13 protein-coding genes are annotated in these 19,642 nt (G+C 68.7%); 7 read left to right on the forward strand and 6 right to left on the reverse strand.

What is annotated here, in order from left to right; translation table 11 throughout:
- Window position 1: 1 nt before the first annotated feature.
- Together tatB and tatC are read left to right on the forward strand one after the other, a co-directional pair.
- A complete protein-coding gene (gene tatB, locus LK996_RS08095; RefSeq protein ID WP_230526597.1) occupies window positions 2–592 on the forward strand; it encodes a Sec-independent protein translocase protein TatB in 591 nt (196 codons plus the stop codon).
- A complete protein-coding gene (gene tatC, locus LK996_RS08100) occupies window positions 579–1,343 on the forward strand; it encodes a twin-arginine translocase subunit TatC (RefSeq protein WP_230526598.1) in 765 nt (254 codons plus the stop codon). Before tatB ends, tatC begins: the two co-directional genes overlap by 14 nt.
- Window position 1,344: 1 nt before the next feature.
- On the opposite strand, the gene LK996_RS08105 is transcribed toward tatC, so the two are convergent.
- Together LK996_RS08105 and LK996_RS08110 are read right to left on the reverse strand one after the other, a co-directional pair.
- Window positions 1,345–2,259, reverse strand: coding sequence for a BPSS1780 family membrane protein (locus LK996_RS08105; protein WP_230526599.1), 915 nt, complete (start codon window positions 2,257–2,259; stop codon window positions 1,345–1,347).
- A 62-nt stretch (window positions 2,260–2,321) separates the two neighbouring features.
- Window positions 2,322–3,056 carry a glutamine amidotransferase gene (locus LK996_RS08110; protein ID WP_230526600.1) on the reverse strand — a complete coding sequence of 245 codons (735 nt, stop codon included), beginning with the start codon at window positions 3,054–3,056 and terminating at the stop codon, window positions 2,322–2,324.
- Between the two features lie 51 nt (window positions 3,057–3,107).
- Here LK996_RS08110 and glyQ point away from each other — a divergent pair, with 51 nt between their 5' ends.
- The 5 genes from glyQ to LK996_RS08135 all read left to right on the forward strand — a co-directional run bounded on the left by glyQ (window position 3,108) and on the right by LK996_RS08135 (window position 12,364).
- Window positions 3,108–4,031: a glycine--tRNA ligase subunit alpha gene (gene glyQ / locus LK996_RS08115; protein WP_230526601.1), complete on the forward strand. Its 924-nt coding sequence runs from the start codon at window positions 3,108–3,110 to the stop codon at window positions 4,029–4,031.
- Window positions 4,031–6,124 carry a glycine--tRNA ligase subunit beta gene (glyS, locus tag LK996_RS08120; RefSeq protein WP_230526602.1) on the forward strand — a complete coding sequence of 698 codons (2,094 nt, stop codon included), beginning with the start codon at window positions 4,031–4,033 and terminating at the stop codon, window positions 6,122–6,124. Before glyQ ends, glyS begins: the two co-directional genes overlap by 1 nt.
- Window positions 6,125–6,226: 102 nt before the next feature.
- The gene (locus LK996_RS08125; protein ID WP_230526603.1) at window positions 6,227–7,960 is read left to right on the forward strand and encodes an autotransporter assembly complex protein TamA; all 1,734 of its coding nucleotides are present in this window, start codon (window positions 6,227–6,229) and stop codon (window positions 7,958–7,960) included.
- 5 nt (window positions 7,961–7,965) lie between these two features.
- Window positions 7,966–11,775, forward strand: coding sequence for a translocation/assembly module TamB domain-containing protein (locus tag LK996_RS16675; protein ID WP_230526604.1), 3,810 nt, complete (start codon window positions 7,966–7,968; stop codon window positions 11,773–11,775).
- Between the two features lie 82 nt (window positions 11,776–11,857).
- Window positions 11,858–12,364, forward strand: a complete 507-nt coding sequence (locus LK996_RS08135; protein ID WP_230526605.1) for an RICIN domain-containing protein — start codon at window positions 11,858–11,860, stop codon at window positions 12,362–12,364.
- Window positions 12,365–12,478: 114 nt separating this feature from the next.
- On the opposite strand, the gene LK996_RS08140 is transcribed toward LK996_RS08135, so the two are convergent.
- The 4 genes from LK996_RS08140 to LK996_RS16755 form a co-directional block, all read right to left on the reverse strand.
- Complete coding sequence (locus LK996_RS08140) at window positions 12,479–14,728, reverse strand: M4 family metallopeptidase (protein ID WP_343225858.1); 2,250 nt, start codon at window positions 14,726–14,728, stop codon at window positions 12,479–12,481.
- Between the two features lie 404 nt (window positions 14,729–15,132).
- Window positions 15,133–16,512, reverse strand: coding sequence for a hypothetical protein (locus LK996_RS08145; RefSeq protein ID WP_230526606.1), 1,380 nt, complete (start codon window positions 16,510–16,512; stop codon window positions 15,133–15,135).
- A 51-nt stretch (window positions 16,513–16,563) separates the two neighbouring features.
- Window positions 16,564–18,450: a tRNA uridine-5-carboxymethylaminomethyl(34) synthesis enzyme MnmG gene (gene mnmG, locus LK996_RS08150; protein WP_230526607.1), complete on the reverse strand. Its 1,887-nt coding sequence runs from the start codon at window positions 18,448–18,450 to the stop codon at window positions 16,564–16,566.
- A gap of 423 nt (window positions 18,451–18,873) precedes the next feature.
- Window positions 18,874–19,590, reverse strand: a complete 717-nt coding sequence (locus LK996_RS16755; RefSeq protein ID WP_425493720.1) for a hypothetical protein — start codon at window positions 19,588–19,590, stop codon at window positions 18,874–18,876.
- Window positions 19,591–19,642: the final 52 nt, after the last annotated feature.

Consider the following 19,642-nt stretch of genomic DNA (forward strand, 5'->3'; position numbering starts at 1 on the left):
GATGTTCGACATCGGCTTCGGCGAACTCTTCCTGATCGCGGTCGTCGCGTTGCTGGTGCTCGGCCCCGAGCGCCTGCCCCGCGCCGCGCGGTTCGCCGGGCTGTGGGTGCGCAAGGCGCGCGCCCAGTGGTACGCGGTGAAGTCGGAGTTCGAGAACGACCTCGCCGCCGACGAACTCAAGCGCAGCCTCGCCGAAACGCGCGAATCGCTGCGCCAGGCCGAAGCGCAACTGCGCGACGGCGCGGAGACGGTCCGCAATCGCATGCAGAAGGAATTCGACGAGGTGTCCGCCGCCGCCACGGGCGCGCTGGAACCGGGCGTCGAACCGGGCGCGACCTCCGAAGAACCGGGCGCGGAAGCCGACGCCGACGCGCAGGCGTCGACGCAGCACGCGCACGCCGGGCGCGACGCGAACGAACGCGACGAAAACGAGCGCTCGATGGAATCCGCCAGCCACATGGATTGGGAGCCCCCGCCGCCGAGCGACGAAGACGCCGGCGAAGACGTGGTCGACCCCGAGGCGGAACACCAGCCCGAACACGAACACCCCACGCCGCCGAAACACGCCGACGACGCCCATGCAGGACGCTGAGACCGACGACGCCCCGCAGACCCGCCTGATCGATCACCTGATCGAACTGCGGTCGCGCCTGATGTGGGCGGTCGCGGGCTTGCTGCTCGTGTTCGCCGCGCTCATGCCGTTCGCGGCCCAGATCTACAACAAGCTCGCGCTCCCGCTGATCAGCCAGTTGCCCGAGGGCGGCCGGATGATCGCGATCGATCCCGCCGGCGGCTTCTTCGTTCCGGTGAAACTCGCGTTCTTCACCGCGGTGTTCATTACCGCGCCGTGGTTGCTCTACCAGGCGTGGTCGTTCGTCGCGCCGGGCCTGTACCGGAAAGAGAAGCGCCTGGCCGCGCCGCTGCTCGTGTCGTCGGTGCTGCTGTTCTACGCCGGCTGCGCATTCGCGTACTTCCTCGTGCTGCCTGCGGTGTTCCACTTCCTCACGCAGTTCACGCCCGAAGCAGTGCAGATGGCGCCCGACCTCGGCAAGTACGTCGACTTCGTGCTCGTGCTGTTCCTCGCCTTCGGCGCGAGCTTCGAGTTGCCGATCGCGCTGGTGATCCTGGTGGCGCTGGGCTGGGTGACGCCGAAGCAGCTGCGCGAATGGCGCGGTTACGCGGTCGTCGGCATCTTCGTCATCGCGGCCATCATCACGCCGCCGGACGTCGTCTCCCAGCTGATGCTCGCGATCCCGATGATGGCGCTGTACGAAATCGGGATCATCGCGTCGCGCTTCGTCGCGCCGAAGAAAGTCGAGACCGAAGGCGACGCGGAACCCTGATTCAGACTTCGATGCCGCCGAACGAAGGCGGCGCGGGCGGCACGTCGCCACCGAACGTATCGCGCCACGCGATGTAAGCACCGCCCGCGAGCACGACCAGCAGCGCCGAGACGAACGCCAGCAACACCAGCATCGACAGCAGCGTGCCGACGGCCGGATGCACCAGGCTGCCGATCACGTTCGCGAGCATCGACAGCAGCAGGACCACGATCGCCGCGACGACCGTGCCGGCGACGAACAGGCCGGCCGCGACGAGGTTCGCGCCGACGTTGCGCACCGAGGCGCGCAGCGCGTTGCGCACCGCTTCGACGATGCCCTGCCCCGAGAACAACACCAGCGGCACCGCGAACAGCATCACCGCGTAGGTAAAATAGTTGTAGGCGAGCTGCACGACCATCAGCAGGCCCGGATGGCGCGGCTGCGGCACGACCGGCATTTCGCCGCCCATCGCACCGCGCACGGCGCCGAAGTAGTCCTGCCAGTAATCCGTTCCCGCGATCGCGACCGCCACCACGCCGCCGAGGATCGCGAACGCGATCTGCACCAGCCCGAGCAACGCGAGCGTGCGCAGGCGCGTCGAACGCATCGGCGCGAACAGGTCGCGCGCGCGCACCGGCCGCCCCGCTTCCGCTTCGCGGATCACGTGCATCAGGCCGCCGATCAGCACCGGCATGATCACCATCAGGCCGACGAACAACGGCACGAAGATCGAGGCGAACAGCATCGGGTTCGGCGCCGCGTCGCCGTCGCGCGTGAGCGCCACCGCGACGACGCCCAGCAGGATGGCGAGGCCGTACAGCGTGGCGATGAACAACGTCGCCGCGCCGAACACGGCCTTCGGATTGCGCGCGCCGATGTCGATGGCGGCGCGGAACCAGGCCAAACCCTGGGCGACGGGGATCTTGCGGACTTCCATGGACGCTCCGGTCGCGTGGGGGTCGCGATCAGGTGGGGGGCGCGATCAGTTTAGAGCAGGGATCAGGTATGCCGGGCGTGGTGCACGTGCCGCGCATGTCGCACGAACCGGCGCAGCACGCGGCGCGCATCCGGCGCGGCCGTCACGCCTCGACTCACCTGCTTCGAGCAACGCCCTTCCTTTTCGAGCGCATCGTGGCGCGCGCGTACGTAACCGCGCATGTGCGTGCCGCTGAATTCGGGATGGAACTGCACGCCCCAGACGTGATCGCGCCAGCGGAACGCATGCACCTGGTCCTGCGGGGAGCGCGCGAGCACGCGGGCGTCCTCCGGCACGCGCAACACCGACTGCAGGTGCGTGGCCTGCGCAGGGAACTGCGCGGGCAGCCCGCGGAACAGCGGGTCTTCGCCTGCTTCCGGGTGCAGTTCCAGGCCGATCGTGCCCATCTCGCGGCCGGTCGGGTTGTAGCCCACCTCGCCGCCGAGCGCGTGCGCGATCAACTGGTGGCCGTAGCAGATGCCGAACAGCGGCAGGCCTTCGTGCGCGGCCTCGCGCAACCAGGCGGCGCTGCGCTCGCTCCATTCGTGGCGGTCGGTGACCATCGCGCCCGACCCGGTGACGATGACGCCCGCGAATCCTTCCCGCGCCGGCAGCGGATCGCCCGCTTCGACATTGGCCACGACCGCGTCATCGCGCCGGAGCCCGGCCGCGACGCGGATCCAGTGGGGAAAGGTGCCGTGCCGGCGCATGGAAGCGACCGGCTGGCCTGTTTCGAGGATCAGGAAGGGGCTGTTCATGACGTACCGCACCTATACTAGCCCGCTTTTACGCCACCTCGTTTGCGCACCATGCAGCAGAACGGCAAGCCGGCCCTCCTCACGTTCCAGGAATTGATCCTGCGGCTCAACGCTTATTGGGCGGCGCAGGGCTGCGTGCTGATCCAGCCGCTCGACCTCGAGGTCGGCGCCGGCACGTTCCACCCGGCCACCTTCCTGCGCGCGCTCGGCCCCGAGCCGTGGAATGCCGCCTACGTGCAGCCCTGCCGCCGTCCCGCCGACGGCCGCTACGGCGAGAACCCGAACCGCCTGCAGCGTTACTACCAGTACCAGGTGGTGATGAAGCCCAACCCCGACAACATCCAGGCGCTGTATCTCGGCTCGCTGGTCGCGCTCGGCCTGGACCCGCTGGTCCACGACCTGCGCTTCGTCGAGGACAACTGGGAATCGCCGACGCTCGGCGCGTGGGGCCTGGGCTGGGAGGTCTGGCTCAACGGCATGGAAGTCACGCAGTTCACCTACTTCCAGCAAGCCGGCGGCCTCGAATGCCGCCCGGTGCTCGGCGAGATCACGTACGGCCTCGAGCGCCTGGCAATGTACCTGCAGAACGTCGACAACGTGTTCGACCTCGTGTGGACCGTCGGTCCGCAGGGGCCGGTGTACTACCGCGACGTGTACCACCAGAACGAAGTCGAGCAGTCGGCCTACAACTTCGAACACGCCGATGTCGCCGAGTTGTTCCACCGCTTCGATGCGTGCGAACGCGAAGCGATGAAGCTCGTCGACCTCGGCCTGCCCCTGCCGGCGTACGACCAGGTCTGCAAGGCCTCGCATTCGTTCAACCTGCTCGACGCGCGCCGCGCGATCTCGGTGACCGAACGCCAGCGCTACATCCTGCGCGTGCGCAAGCTCTCGCAGTCGGTGGCGGAGGCGTATTACGCGCAGCGCGAGAAGCTCGGCTTCCCGGGGCTGAAGTCTTCGGCGGAGATGGCCTGATGTCGAACGGAACGACGACGACGCACATGGAACCGCTGCTGATCGAACTCGGCACCGAGGAACTGCCGGTCAAGGCGTTGCCGGGGCTGGCGCAGGCGCTGTTCGACAACGTGATCGACGGGCTCGCGCGTCGCGGCATCGCGTTCGATCGCGGCGAAGCGAAACCGTTGTACACGCCGCGCCGCATCGCGGTGCTGCTGCCGGGCGTCGCGGTCGAACAGGACGAGCAGCGCAGCGAAGTGCTCGGCCCGTATCTCAATGTCGCGCTCGACGCCGACGGCCAGGCCACGCGCGCGCTGCAAGGCTTCGCGCAGAAAGCCGGCGTCGAATGGACCGCGCTGGAACGCACCAGCGATGCGAAGGGCGAACGTTTCGTCCATCGCGCGGTGAAGCCGGGCGCGAAGACCGCCTCGCTGCTGCAGGACCTCGTGCGCGAAGCGATCGCCGCGATGCCCATTCCCAAGCCGATGCGCTGGGGCGCGCACGAACATGCGTTCGCGCGACCGGCGCACTGGCTCGTGCTGCTGCTCGGCAATACGGTGGTCGAAGGCGACGTGCTCGGCGTGCGCGCCGGCCGCAACTCGCGTGGCCATCGCTTCATGCACGACAAGCAGGTATGGATCAACGCGCCCGCCGATTACGTCGACGCGCTGCGCGGCGCGAAGGTGCTCGCCGATCCGGACGAACGCCGCGCGATGATCGTCCGCGAAGTCGAAGCGGCCGCGGCGCAGGCCGGCGGCGTCGCGCGCATCGCCGACGACAATCTCGCCCAGGTCGAATGCCTGGTCGAATGGCCGAGCGCGATCCTGTGCGGCTTCGAGGCGGACTTCCTCGCGGTGCCGCAGGAAGCGCTGATCGCGACGATGGAAGACAACCAGAAGTTCTTCCCGGTGCTCGACGCGCAGGGCAAGCTCACTTCCGCGTTCGTCGGCATCGCCAACATCGTGTCGAAGGACGCGGCGGAAGTGCGCAAGGGCTACGAGCGCGTGATCCGCCCGCGCTTCGCCGACGCGAAGTTCTTCTTCGTCGAAGACATGAAGCAGGGCCTCGCCTCGATGCAGGCGGGCCTGGCCAACGTCACTTACCAGGCCAAGCTGGGCACGCTCGCCGACAAGGTGCATCGCGTCGCCGGCCTCGCCGAATCGATCGCGCGCGAACTCGGCTTCGATCCCGCGCTCGCACGCCGTGCGGCGGAACTGTCGAAGGCCGATCTGCAATCGCGCCTGGTCAACGAATTCCCCGAACTGCAGGGCATCGCCGGCCGTTACTACGCCGCCGTCGAGCTTGCCCCGGTCGAAGTCGCGAACGCGATCGACGAGGCGTACATGCCGCGTTTCGCGGGCGACGACGTCGCGCCGTCGCAGCTCGGCCAGGTCGTCGCGATCGCCGAACGCCTCGACACGCTCGCCGGCGGTTTCGCCGCGGGCCTGAAGCCGACCGGCAACAAGGACGCCTTCGCCCTGCGCCGCAACGCGCTCGGCCTTGCGCGCACGATCATCGAACGCGACCTCGACCTCGACCTGCCGCGCCTGCTCGACACCGCGCGCACGACGCTCGGTGCGGTCGGCGCGAATGCATCGAGCGAAGAGTTGTACGACTTCATCATCGATCGCCTGCGCGCGTACTACGCCGACAAGGGCGTGCCGCCGCAGCAGTTCGAAGCGGTGGCCGCGCTGCGCCCGGCGTCGCTGCTCGACTTCGATCGCCGCATCGCCGCGATCGGCACGTTCGCCACGCTGCCGGAAGCCGAAGCGCTCGCCGCCGCGAACAAGCGCATCCGCAACATCCTGAAGAAGGCCGAGGGCGACGTCGCTGCGACCGTCGACGCGGCGCGCTTCACCGAAGGCGCGGAACGCGACCTCGGCGATGCGGTGGACGCGGCCGTCGGCGAGACCGATGCGTCGCTGAAGTCGCGCGATTACGTCGCGGTGCTGGGCCGACTGGCACGGCTGCGTCCGCAGGTCGATGCCTTTTTCGACCAGGTGATGGTCAACGTGGACGACGCGGCCGTGCGCAACAATCGCCTCGCGCTGCTCAAGCGGCTAGCGGATCGACTCGGTTCCGTTGCGGCCATCGAGCACCTCTCTACGTAACTTTACGTAGAGGTACGTAGCCCCGTTCACGGTCGGGGCTTGTATCCTCGCCGCATGCGTCCGGTCCTCCCCCGCCCGGTCTTCCAATTTGCCTGCCTTGCCGTGCTCCTCGCGAGCGCGGCGCCGGCGTTCGCCGCGCAGGTGGCGGCCGTGGAAGTGCGCGGGCTCGACCCGGTGATGACGGACAACGTGAAGCGCTCGCTGTCGCTGGTCGATTCGATCGGCCGCGATGTGTCCGGTCGACGCCTCGCCTTCCTCGTGCGCGAGGCCGAAGCGGAAACGCGCGAAGCGCTCGAGCCGTTCGGCTACTACTCGCCCACGATCCAGGTCGAACGCACGCGCACGCCCGATGCGCCGGTCACGGTGACGATCGACGTGTCGCTCGGCGATCCGGTGCGCGTGCGCAACTTCGATGTCGGCATCGACGGCGAAGGCGCGGGCGATCGTTACCTGCAGGAGGAGATCACGGCGTTCGAACCGACGCACGGCGACGTGTTCGATCACGCGGTGTACGAGGCGTCGAAGGCGCAGGTGACGCGGCGACTCGCAGAGCGCGGCTACTTCGATGCGGACTTCGTGTCGCGGCGCGTCGAAGTCACGCGCGCCGACTTCGCCGCCGATGTCTCGCTGCGCTGGAACAGCGGCATGCGTTACGACATGGGCGTGATCACGTTCAACCAGACGCCGAAGCGCATCGTGCGCGACGCGCTGCTCGGCAAGCTCGTGTACTGGAACGAGGGCGAGTACTACCACCAGGGCCGCCTGGATCGCCTGCGCAAATCGCTCACCGCGCTCGATTATTTCTCGCGCATCGACATCACGCCGCAGCCGGAGAACGCGGTCGACGGGCAGGTGCCGGTCGTCGTGACGCTCACGCCGGCCAAGCGCGACATCTACACCGCGGGCGTGAGCTACGGCACCGACAGCGGCGCGGGCGTGCGGTTCGGGCTCGAGCGGCGCTACGTCAACGATCGCGGGCACAAGGCGCTCGCGCAACTCGATTACGCGCAGAACAGGAAGACGCTCACGTTGCAGTACCGCGTGCCTGCGTTCCTGTGGCTCGATGGCTGGTATACGGCGAGCCTGCAAGGCGCTGACGAACAGACCGAATTCGCCGACACGAGCCGCATCGAACTGGTGGGCAGCCGCAGCGGCGAGATCAATCGTCACCTCACCGCCATCGTGTCGATGCATCTGCTGCGCGAGCGCTGGCGGTTCCCGTCGGGGAATCCGGATGATCCGGTCGTGCCGTATCAATACGCGTCGCTGCTGTATCCGGCGTTGCGCGCGGAATACATCGACGCGGACGATCGCCTGTATCCGCGCAAGGCGATCGGCGGCACGGTGACGTTGCGTGGCGGCATCGAAGGCGTCGGTTCGGATGCGACGTTCCTGCAGGTGCATACGACCGCGCGCTGGATCCGCGGGATGGGGCCGGACAATCGCTTGTTGCTGCGCGGCGAGTACGGGCGCACGTTCACCAACGACCTGTTCCAGATGCCGCTGAGCCTGCGCTTCTTCGCGGGCGGCGATCGCAGCGTGCGCGGTTATGGCTGGCGCGAGATCGGGCCGCGCAACGGCGATTACGCGGAGGGCGCGAAGAACGTCGTCACCGGCAGCGTCGAGTTCGAACGTTACTTCACGCGCGACTATGGCGCGGCGGCGTTCGTCGACTTCGGCGATGCCTACGACGGCACGCCCAACCTGCATTACGGCGTCGGCATCGGTGCGCGCTGGCGTTCGCCGGTCGGCCCGGTGCGCATCGACATCGCGCGCGGCCTCACCGGCGACGAAGCGGGCTGGACCATCGGCTTCAACATCGGGGCGGACCTGTGAGGGGCGTGCCGCTCACGCCGGAACAGCGCGCGGAGCGCAGCAAGGCGCGGCGTGCGTTCGCGCGCAAGGTCGCGATCCGTTCGACGCTCGCGGCCCTGGCGCTCGCGGTGCTCGCCTTCGCGCTGCTGTACTGGTTGCTGACGTCGATCGGGGGTCGCGATGTGTTGCTCGCGCAAGTGGTCGCGCGCTTGCCGCCCGGCGCGACGCTGACCTGGGAGCGCGCGGAAGGTCCGGTGTCGGGGCCACTGACGATGCACGGCGTGCGCTTCGACTACGCATCGGATCCGGCGCGGCCGACGCGACGCATCACGTTCACGGCGCGCTCGATCCATGTCGATCCCGCGTTGCGGCCGTTGCTCGGTCGCACGTTGCGGCTCGATGCGCTCGACATTCGCGGCGCCACACTGGAGATCCCCGAGAGCGAGGAACCGTTCGAGTTCCCGCGCTGGCCCGAGTCGTTGCCGGCGATCGAGCCGCCGCTTGCGTTGCAGGCCGACACGATTCGCATCGATGGCCTGCGCGTCACGCAATCGGGTGCGCCGATGGTGGCGATCCGCAGCGCGAGCGGCGGCTTGCGTGCGTCGCGCGGGGCGCTGCACGTGGAGCACGTGTCGGTCGACAGCGATCTCGGCCGCTTCGCGATGCACGGCGACTACGTGCCGCGCGCGCGGTATCGCACCGACTTCACGGCGACGGCGGTGTTGCCGGTGCAAGGCGGGCGCACGGCGCCGCGGTTCGGCATCGTCGCGCGCGGTGATGTGTCGAAGCTCGATGTCTCGATCGCGGGACGCGTGCCCGCGCCGGCGCGCGCGACGCTGACGCTGCGCGGCGAACCCGATCCGACCTGGCACGTGCGCGTCGACGCGCCCGCCGTCGACTTCGCGTTGTTGAGCGGCGACGAACCCAGCGACACGCCGATGTCGATCAACCTGCGCGCCGACGGCCTGGGCGGACGCGCGACGATCCGCGGTTCGGTGCGGCAGGGCGATCTCGCCGCGGTGATCCAGCCGTCGCAGGTCCGCCTGGACGACAAGGTGCTGACGGTCGAGCCGCTGATCGTCGATGCACTCGATGGCCGCACGACGCTGCGCGGCTTCGCCGACTTGCGCGATCCGGCGCAACGCCGCCTTCGTTTCGCGATCAATGCGCGCGGGCTGCGTTGGGGCGGCACGCCCGATGCGCCGGCCGTGGTCGCGAATGCGGACTTCGGTATTGCCGGCAAACCGGAAGCGTGGGCGGCCAAGGGCGATGCGAATTTCGAACGCGAGGATCGGCGCGCGACGTTGTCGTTCGATGCACGTGGCGATACCGAACAGGCCACGATCCAGTCGATGCAGGCGCGCATGCCGTCGGGCACGCTCGATGCAAAGGGCAACGTGCGCTGGGCGCCGGTACTCGAGTGGAACGCGGACACGACCCTTGCGGGCTTCGACCCGGGGTATTTCGCACCCGAGTTTCCCGGACGCATCGAGGGGCGCATCGCGACGCGCGGCAAGGCGCGCCCCGACGGCGGCGTCGACGCATCGTTCGATGCACCTTCCCTGCGCGGCACGTTGCGCGGACGCGCACTCGATGCGCGTGCGAAGGTCGACCTGCACGGCAGCGACATCGACGGCGACGTGGCGATTGCGATCGGCGGCAGTCGCGCATCGGCGAAGGGCCGCGTCGGCGCGACGCTTTCGGTCGATGCGCGCTTCGAGCCTCTGCGCCTCGACGACCTGCTGCCGGGTGCGGGCGGCGTGTTGCGCGGCACCGCCACGTTGCGCGGACCGCGCACGACGCCGGACATCGCCGCCGACCTCACCGGCGACGGCCTGCACTGGGGCGAATGGCGCGCGGCATCGCTGCGCGCGAACGGCACGCTGCCCTGGCGCACCGGCAACGGCACGTTGCACGTGGATGCGAGTGGCATCGAGGCCGGCCTCGCCATCGACCGACTCGTCGTCGATGCACGCGGTGCGATGGAGAACCTCTCGCTCGATGCCGATGCACGCACGCCCTTCGGCGGCGCGACGTTGTCCGGCAACGCGGTGAAGCGCGGCGCGCAGTGGAGCGGCACGCTCGCGACGCTGCGACTCGTGCCGCAGAAGGGTTCGCCGTGGACGCTCGATCGCCCGGCCACGTGGCGTTGGGACGGCACGAGCGGCGCGTTGTCGAATGCGTGCCTGTCGACGACCGGCAGCGGCGCGGTGTGCGCGAATGCCGACTGGCCGCGTCGCGGCCTCGACGTGCGCGCCGATCGCCTGCCGCTGGAACTCGCGACGCCGTGGTTGCCGCCGCGCGAGGACGGCCGCCCGTGGTTGCTGCGCGGCGACCTGCAACTGGTCGGCGAACTGCGTCCGGTAGGCAACGCGTGGCGCGGCAACGTGCGCGTCGCGTCGGCGAGCGGCGGCATGCGCAACAGCGAACGCTCGCGTCGCGACCTGTTGTCGTACAACGGGCTGCAGCTCGAGGCGCTGTTCGATCCGCAACGCGTGTCGGTCGTGTTCGGTTCGACGTTCAACGAAGACGGCCGCATCGATGCGCGCATCGCGACCGGTTGGGACGACTACGCACCGCTGTCCGGCGACGTGTCGCTGCGCACCGATTCGCTCACGTGGATGGAGTTGCTCTCGCCGGACATCGTCGAGCCGACCGGCCTGCTCGAAGGCCGCGTCGCCCTGTCGGGCACGCGTGCGCAACCTTCGCTCGGCGGCCAGGCGCACCTGACGAACTTCCAGACCGAGTTGCCCGCGCTCGGCATCGAACTGCGCGAGGGCGACGTGCGGCTGGATGCGTTGGCGGATGGCAGCGCGCGCATCGCGGGCACGGTGCGTTCGGGCGAAGGCACGCTGCGCGTGAATGGCACGCTGGGCTGGCGCGGCGACGACACGCCGCTCGTGCTCAACGTCACCGGCGAGAACGTGCTCGCGTCCGATACGCGCGACGTGCGCGCGGTGATCGCGCCCGATGTCGTCGTGCGTTACGCGGCGGGGCAACCGATCAACGTGACGGGTCGGGTCGTCGTCGAATCCGGTCGCATGGCGCTCGAAGGACTCGAAGGCGGCGCGGTGCGTTCGCCCGATGTCGTGGTGCTCGATCCGGTCGATCCGGAGCGCGCGGTCGAAACACCGTTGGCGCTCGATCTCACGCTGTTGCTTCCCGAGGATGCGGTCGCGCTGAGCGGCTTCGGCCTCGAAGGCGCGCTCGACGGCGAGTTGCGCGTGCGCCAGCGGCCGGGCACCGAGATGATCGGCACCGGCACGCTGGAAATCGCGGGCACGTACAAGGCATACGGGCAGGAGTTGACGATCTCGCGCGGCGCGTTGATCTGGAGCAACGATCCGGTCGCCAATCCGACCCTCGACGTGCGCGCGCAGCGCGTCGTCGGCGACGTCACGGCCGGCATCCAGGTGCGCGGCCGCGCGACTGCACCGCAAGCCGAAGTGTGGGCGGATCCGCCGATGGATCAGTCCGAAGCGTTGTCGTATCTCGCGCTCGGCCGACCGTTGAGCAGCGCGAGCAACGAAGAAGGCCGCCAGCTCGACGCGGCGTCGGCCGCATTGCAGGCGGGCGGCGGCCTGCTCGCGTCGCAACTCGCGACGCGCCTGGGCTTCGACGACGCGGGCGTGATGGATTCGCGCACGCTCGGCGGCAACGTGTTCGGCGTGGGCAAGTACCTCTCGCCGAACTTGTACGTCGGCTACGGCGTCTCGCTGCTCGGCACCGGGCAGGTGCTCACGTTGAAGTACCTGTTGCGCGCGGGCTTCGACATCCAGATCGAGTCGAGCACGGTGGAGAACCGCGCGTCGGTCAACTGGCGGAAGGAGAAGTAGCGCAGCGGATCGGGGGTGTTTCGCTCGGCCCAGTGATGCGAGTCCGCGCGATGTTGGCTCCCCCTCTGGATGGAGCGCCGCCATGCGTTCGCTACTGCTTGCGTTATCCGCCCTGTTCTTCCTCGCGCCGGACGTGCAGGCCCAGGCTCGAGCCGCCTACACCATCCGCAACGTCCAGACCAACGAGTGCCTGACCGCCCTGGGAGAGACTTCGTCGTTCGTGTGGCGCAACGAACCCGTGCGGTTGATGCCCTGTGACGCGAAGTTGCCGCGCACGCAGTTGTGGCACCTGGATGAGGTTGCCGGATACCACTACTACAGCTACCGCGTCGTCAGCGCGGCCGGCGGTCGCGTGCTCGACATCCATCCTTCGACCCGGCGCGCCACGACGTACCCAGTGCTCCCGTGGTACCAGTCCAACCAGGTCTACGATCTGACGGGGTGGGCGCAGTGGACGTTCGAGTCGCACCAGGGCGGATGCCTCGATGCGTATTACCTCGCGTATCGCTACGGGCCCGAGGTCGGCACGTGGAACTGCCACCGGGGCAACAACCAGCAGTGGATGGTGCACTGGGCTGCCGAGCTCTGAACACGGGCGCTGGTGGCGCAAAAGAAAACCCCGGCCGTCGCCGGCCGGGGTGAAGTTGCGGACCCTTGCGGATCCGCAGGAGTTTCATCCGTGGCGTTCTTCGATCCGATCAGATCAGAACGTCACGCTCCAGCGGCGCAACGTGCCCGTGTCGCCGGCGGCGTTGTCGTTCACGCGGAGTTTCCACGTGCCGTTCAACAGCTCGGTCGACAGGTTCACGGTGTAGGTCTGGATGATGTTGTCGGTGCTGCTGCCCGTGCGGTTGTGCAGCGTGTAGAGGCTGCCGTCCGGCGCCACCAGGTCCACCTTCAGGTCGCCCTTGTAGGTGTGCAGGATGTCCACGGCGACCTGCGCGGTGCTCGGTGCGTTGCCACTGCGACCGGATACCGTGATCGGGCTTTCGATCGTGGTGTTGTCGCCGATCGCGAAGTCCGTTTCGTTGGCGTAGGTCTGCGTGCCGCCGCCGCCACCCGTCGAATAGTTGCCGACGAGCGTGACGCCGCTGAAGCTCGAGTAGGCCTTCAGTCGCACGTAGTACGTGCCCGCCGACGGCGCGGCGATCGTGCACGTTTCGTTGTTGCCGCTCAGGTACGGACGGCAGGTGTACGTGGTGTCGGTCGGCGCGCTGCCGAACCGCACGTACATGTCCGCATCGCCCGTGCCGCCCGAGATGGTGAACGTCAGGTTGGTCGCACCGGCCGGCACGACGAGCGTGTAGTTCGCCGAGTTGCCCGTGGTCGCGGAGATGCCGGTCACCGGCACGCCCTTCGTCAGCGCGATCGGCGTCCCGCCGCCGCCGCCACCTGCGCACGACACGCCGACGGCGGTGAACGCCGCGGTGACGTCGGCCTTGGTGAAGCCGAGGTCGGTCGCCGCGGTTTCGACGCCGCACGCACCCGAGTTGAACGTGCTGCTCGGGGTCCAGTACAGCGCATTCGCGCGCGCGAACACCTGGAAGGCCTTCGGCGTGGTCCAGCCCGCGGTCTTCGCCAGGGTGCAGAACGCCTTGTTGTAGACGCCCGACGAGTAATGCACGTCGAGGCCGCTGGTGTACTGGCTGGCGTTGTCGATCGAGCCGCCGTCCGCGCTCGGCGTGCACATGTAACGCAGCGCGCCGTTCGGGTTCTTGAAGATCTCGCGGCCGATGTCGAAGTCGTTCGAGCCCTTCCAGTAGTACTCGGTCGCCTCGCCGCCCATGTCGGAGAAGGCTTCGTTCATGCCGCCCGACTGGCCCGAGTACGTCAGGTTCGAATGCTGCTCGGTGTAACCGTGCGACACCTCGTGGCCCGACACGTCGGCGTTGACGAGCGGATAGAACGTGCTCGCGCCATCGCCGAACGACATGTACGAGCCGTTCCAGAACGCGTTCTCGTACGACGATCCGTAGTGCACGCGCATGATCAGCTGGAACGTCAGCGCATTGCCGCCGGTGTAGGCGTTGTACATCTTCTGGATCACGCCGCCGAAGTGGTGCGCGTCGTTGAGCGGCGAGTACGCGCCGTTGATGGACTTCGTCGTGTTGCGCGGGCAGGTGTACGCCCATGCGGTGGTGCTGGTGCCGGTGCTGCCGTTGAGGTTCACCGTCTTCACGGTGGCGTTGTTCATCGTGCACGTCGAGCCCGACTGGGTGACGTCGAGGAACGGATACAGGCCGCCCGAGCCGAATTCGTACTGGCCCGTCTTCGTGTTGCCGCCGGGGCCGGTACCGACCAGCGCATGCGTCAGGCCATCCCACTGCTTGAGGATGCGGCCGCTGTTCGCGTCGATGATGACGAACGGACGCGTCGGCGAACCGCCGCGCGCGGTGTCGGCGAAGTACGACACGACGTACGCGAGGTGCGCGCGATCGTTGTCGTCGACGTAGACGAACTGCTCCGCCTTCTCGTTCTCCGTGCGCATGAAGCCGACGCGATTGCCGAGGCCCGCGCTCTTGCCGAGCGCCAGCGCATTGGCGGCGGTGAGCTTCGCGGCGCGCGCGGGCAATTCGGACGCCAGGCCGTCGACCATGCGGCCGAACAGATTGCGAACGTTGCCGTCCTTGCCTTCGCTGACCACCACATGCTCGCCCCACACGGGGACGCCGCGGAAGGTCTGCTGGTAGCGAACGTGCTTCGTGCCGTTCTTGTCGACGACGGTGCGCAGCTCGCGCAGCGACGAGTCGACATCCATGCCGAGCATCTCGGCGTGGCGGTCGCGGCCTTGCGCGGCGACGCCCATGCGCGCGGCGGCGGCCTTGTACTGCTGGTTGACGCGCGTGGCGTCGAGACGCTGCAGATCGACACGCTGCGCTGCGAACGCGCCTTGCGCGCACAGTGCCAGCGTGGTGGCAGCCGCGAGCGCTGCCAGTCGGTGTTGACGATTCACTAGGTGGTACCCCCGAAAGTGGATGAAATGAGCCGCGGTCCGTTGCGGCTTGCGTTCCTTGCACGACAACTGCATCCGGCCCCTGTCTTCGATCCACGTCTGTCGGTGGACCTGCGTCGCTCGGATCCCGCTCGTCATGGACAAGCGGTCGGCGGACGCTAGGGGCAGTGCGCGGGGGCGTCAAAACGAAAACGGTTTCGTCGTTGCGTCGTCACGCGCGGCGCGGTGCCGCGCCACAACAACCGGAATCGGTTCCAGCGTTGTTTTTTGCGGAGTTTGTGCGCATTGCGGCGCATCAAGCGCGGTGCTGGTTCACGCGGCTTGCACAAGCCTGTTGCTGCGACGCAGCAGGCCGATGCGCAAAAATTGTCACGCAGAAGCGCGCGTCACGCTTCGCGCGCAACTCATCCGTGGGGCGCGACCTTCATGCCGGCCAGTCGCGGTTGTCCGTCGACGATGTCGGTCCACACGACGAAGGCGACGCCGTTGCGCACCGCGATCTTCGGAAACCCCGTGCCGCGACCGCGGCCCGAGATGGCGGCGAGCTGGGTCTGCTGCTTCGCTTCGCCCTTCGTCGTGTAACGCGCGAGCTGCACGGTCTGGCCCTTCACGTCTTCGCGTAGCCACACGAGCCACGTGGAGTCGCCATCCATCGCGACATCGACGCGGCCTTGCAATGCGGCGCCCTGGTCGACGTCGATCGGCGCGGCGAAGGTGTTGCCGCCGTCGGTGCTGCGCGCCAGGCGGAGCATCGGCTTGTCGTTCGGCGCGGTGTACCAGACAACCGACACGTCCTTGCCCCACGCTGCGACCGACGGACCGTTGAGCGGGCAGCCTTCCATCTTCCAGCCGTCTTCGTGCACGGGCCTCGGCGTATCCCACTTGCCGGCGCGCAGGTGCGTGGCGGAGATGTCGCGGATTTCGGCTTCGGTGCGATCGCGATAGACGAGCAGCGGGCCGGAAGCGGTGAGCGCGGCATCGGTGCCGCAGCAATCGCAGGTGGATGCGTCGATCTCGGCGTCGCCGCTGCGCGCGAGGTCGCCGTCGAAGCGCGCGCCGCGCACGGTCATGGTGGCGGCGGCGCGTTCGTCTTTCGCGGCGCCCTTGGTTGCGTGCGTCGCGTGTTCGTCCTTCACTGCGTTCGCGCCGTGCTCGTGTTCCGCGCCCGCGGTCTTGCGACCGTCGAGCCACGCGATGCCGATCGTGTCTTGCGTTGCGGGCCACATCGAAACGAAACCGTGTTCGGTGGCGGTGCCGTCGTCGTTCACCGCGACGGGCGGCGCCCAGTGCACGCCGTTGTCGGGCGAGCGCGTGAGCATGATGTCGGACGCGTGCGGCGACGCGGGATTGGCGGGCGTCTGCAGCCAGTGCGCCCACAGCGCGCGGTCGTCGGTCATCACGACGTGCGGCGTGTTCGCCCAGTTGGCGGTGAGGCTGCGGCCGACGACGATGGTCTTCGGCGCCGATTCCCAGGTGTCGTTGCCGAGGTAGGTCGCGTACTGCATCGCGTTGCGGTCGCCCATGCGACTCACCCAGCTGATGAGGATGCGACCGTCGGGACCGACCGACAGGTCCGGCTGCGCGGCGCCGCCGGGCGTGGGCAGGCCCCACGGTTCGCGCGCCAGGCCCGAGTGGTCGTCGGGTGCGGCGGCGCCCTGTGCGGCGGGCGCGGTCGCGGATTCGCGCGAGCACGCGGCGAGCGCGAGCAGCGTGGCGACGACCATCGCGGCCGGGAGCGGCGCGAGCAGGACCGGTGCGGAGCGGAGCGTGGGGGTCTTTTTCATGGCGCGCAGGGTACTCCTGTCGCGCTTACGCCGGTGTTTGCGTGGCGCCGATCAGGCGACGCGCGTCGCGCGGGCGCGCGCCAGGTGCACGAGCAAGAGCGAGATTGCCGCGGGCGTCATGCCGGGGATGCGTTGCGCCTGCCCGATGGTCTGCGGCCGCGTGCGCGCGAGCTTCTGCTGCACTTCCGCCGACAGGCCGCGCACGACGGCATAGTCGAACGCCTCCGGGATCGGCGTCGTTTCGTGGCGTTGCTGGCGCGCGATCTCGTCCTTCTGGCGATCGAGGTAACCGGCGTACTTCACGCCGATCTCGACCTGCTCGGCGACCTTCGCGTCGTCGACGCCCGGCGCTAGCGACGGCAGCTGCATCAGCTTCGCGTAATCGAGTTCGGGGCGCTTCATCAGGTCGAGCGCGCTGGCTTCGCGCGTGAGCACGACGCCCAGCGTGTCGGCGAGTTCGCGGCCGAGCGTGTTGTTCGGCGAGGCCCATGCGTTGCGCAGGCGCGCTTCTTCGCGCACGATCGCTTCGCGCTTGGCGTCGAAGCGCGACCAGCGCGCGTCGTCGACCAGGCCGAGTTCGCGACCGACCGGCGTCAGGCGCAGGTCCGCGTTGTCTTCGCGCAATTGCAGGCGGTATTCGGCGCGCGAGGTGAACATGCGATACGGCTCGTTGGTGCCGTGCGTGATCAGGTCGTCGACCAGCACGCCGAGGTACGCCTCGTCGCGTCGCGGCGACCATGCGTCGCGCTGCTGCACGAAGCAAGCGGCGTTGAGGCCGGCGAGCAGGCCCTGCGCAGCGGCTTCCTCGTAACCGGTGGTGCCGTTGATCTGGCCGGCGAAGAACAGGCCGGCGACGCTCTTGGTTTCCAGCGAGGCCTTCAGGCCACGCGGATCGAAGAAGTCGTATTCGATGGCGTAGCCCGCGCGGGTGATGTGCGCGTGCTCGAAACCGCGGATCGATCGCACGAGGTCGAGCTGCACGTCGAACGGCAGCGACGTCGAGATGCCGTTCGGATAGATCTCGGCGACGTCGAGGCCTTCGGGTTCGACGAAGATCTGGTGCGAGGCCTTCTCGGCGAAGCGCACGACCTTGTCTTCGATCGACGGGCAGTAGCGCGGGCCGATGCCTTCGATCTGGCCGGTGTACAGCGGCGAGCGATCGAGCGCGCCGCGGATGATGTCGTGCGTGCGTTCGCTGGTGTGCGTGATCCAGCACGACACCTGGCGCGGGTGGTCGTCGCGCGAGCCGATGAAGGACATCACCGGGCGAGGATCGTCGCCGGGCTGTTCTTCCATCACCGCATAGTCGAGCGAGCGGCCGTCGATGCGCGGCGGCGTGCCGGTCTTCAGGCGATCGACCGCGAACGGACGTTCGCGCAGGCGCGCGGCAAGCGTGGTCGCGGGCGGATCGCCCGCGCGGCCCGCGGCGTATTGGGTCGGGCCGACGTGGATCTTGCCGGCGAGGAACGTGCCGGCGGTGAGCACGACGGCGGGCGCTTCGAAGCGCAATCCGGTTTGCGTGATCGCGCCGCGCACCGCGTCGCCTTCGATGATCAGGTCGTCGACGGCGGCCTGGAAGATCGCGAGGTTGGGTTGCGCTTCGACCATGCGGCGGATCGCGGCGCGATACAGCGCGCGATCGGCCTGGCAGCGCGTCGCGCGCACCGCGGGGCCCTTCGACGCGTTGAGCGTGCGCCACTGGATGCCGGCGGCGTCGGCCGCGCGCGCCATCGCGCCGCCGAGGGCGTCGATCTCCTTCACGAGATGGCCCTTGCCGATGCCTCCGATCGCGGGATTGCAGCTCATCGCGCCGACGGTCTCGACGTTGTGCGTGAGCAAAAGCGTGCGCGCGCCGGAACGCGCGGCCGCAAGCGCGGCTTCGGTGCCGGCGTGGCCGCCGCCGATCACGATCACGTCGTGGCGGTAGAAAGAGGTCATCGCGACATTTTAATCGTGCGTGGTTCGGGGACCTGAACCCTGCATGCGGAAGGTTGGCACGGTTCCTGCGATATCTCCCATGCACCCGGAAGTGGCAGGCGCTCAACGCGCCGCCAGATTGGAACAGGGGCTGGCGAGTACACGCCGGGGAAGCGCAGGGGCCGAATGTCGGGGGACGTTCGGCCCCTTTTTTTGTCTTCGATTTGGTCGGCGTGCAGGCGATCCGCGATGCCGTGTGTGGCGCGGGCGGCGTGGCCTCCGTTTGCGGAGGGTGGCCGACGCCCCGCGAGGTGCGGAACAGGGGGGATCCGTGGGTTCCCCGGGGGCGTCGACATGGTCGGCCTGCCGCAGGTTGCGTCGAAAAGCGACGCAACCCGTCACTCGCGACCTACTCTGCGCCCGGCCACGGCCGAGTGCAACCCCTTACGGTGTGTCGTCGGCCCCAGTTCGGGCGCGCGCGCGTTCGATGGCGCGATCGGTCGCGCCGGGCGACGTCGTGGTGCGCGGCAACGATGCGGGCGCGGGCGGGCGATACGTCGGCGGCGGCGGACGCACGACCGCGGGCGGAGGCGTGCGCACGTACGTCGGCGGTCGCACCTGCGCCGGCGGATTCGTTTGACCCTGCGTCGATCCACGCACCTGCGACGGCGGCAAGCCGCCCGGCGTGCGCATGCGATGCACGACGGGGCGTTCGATCGGCAGCGGATTACCGTAGCGGCGGCCCGGGCGTTCCAGTCCGTTGTCGTCGGGCAGCGGACCCGGCGGCACGTGCACGTTTCCGCCACCACCAGGCCCCACGACCGGGGGCGGGGTGTACGTCGGGGGCGGCGGGGGTCGATGTCCCGGATGGCGCGGCTTGTAGGGACCCCGGTAGTAGTAGCCGTACCAAGGGTCGTACCACCCGTGGCCGTACCCGCCATAGCCACCGTAACCCCCGTAGTAGCCGCGATACCCGCCCCAGTAACCGTAGGGATACGGGCTGTAGCCGTAGCCGATGTAACCCGGCCCGATATAGCGGTATTCCACGCGCGCGTCGCCGGAGTAGTAATCCCCGCCGTTGCCCGAGTGGTAGGTGTAGCCGGTCACGCAACCGCCGAGCAGTGCGGCGGCGGCGATCGGGATCAAGCGCAGCATGGACATGGTCGTCCCCCGTGGATGCGACGAGATTCCACCCGTCGCATTGAATTGCCGC

This window comes from Noviluteimonas lactosilytica, from assembly GCF_020866925.1.
In the GTDB taxonomy this organism is placed as follows: domain Bacteria; phylum Pseudomonadota; class Gammaproteobacteria; order Xanthomonadales; family Xanthomonadaceae; genus Noviluteimonas; species Noviluteimonas lactosilytica.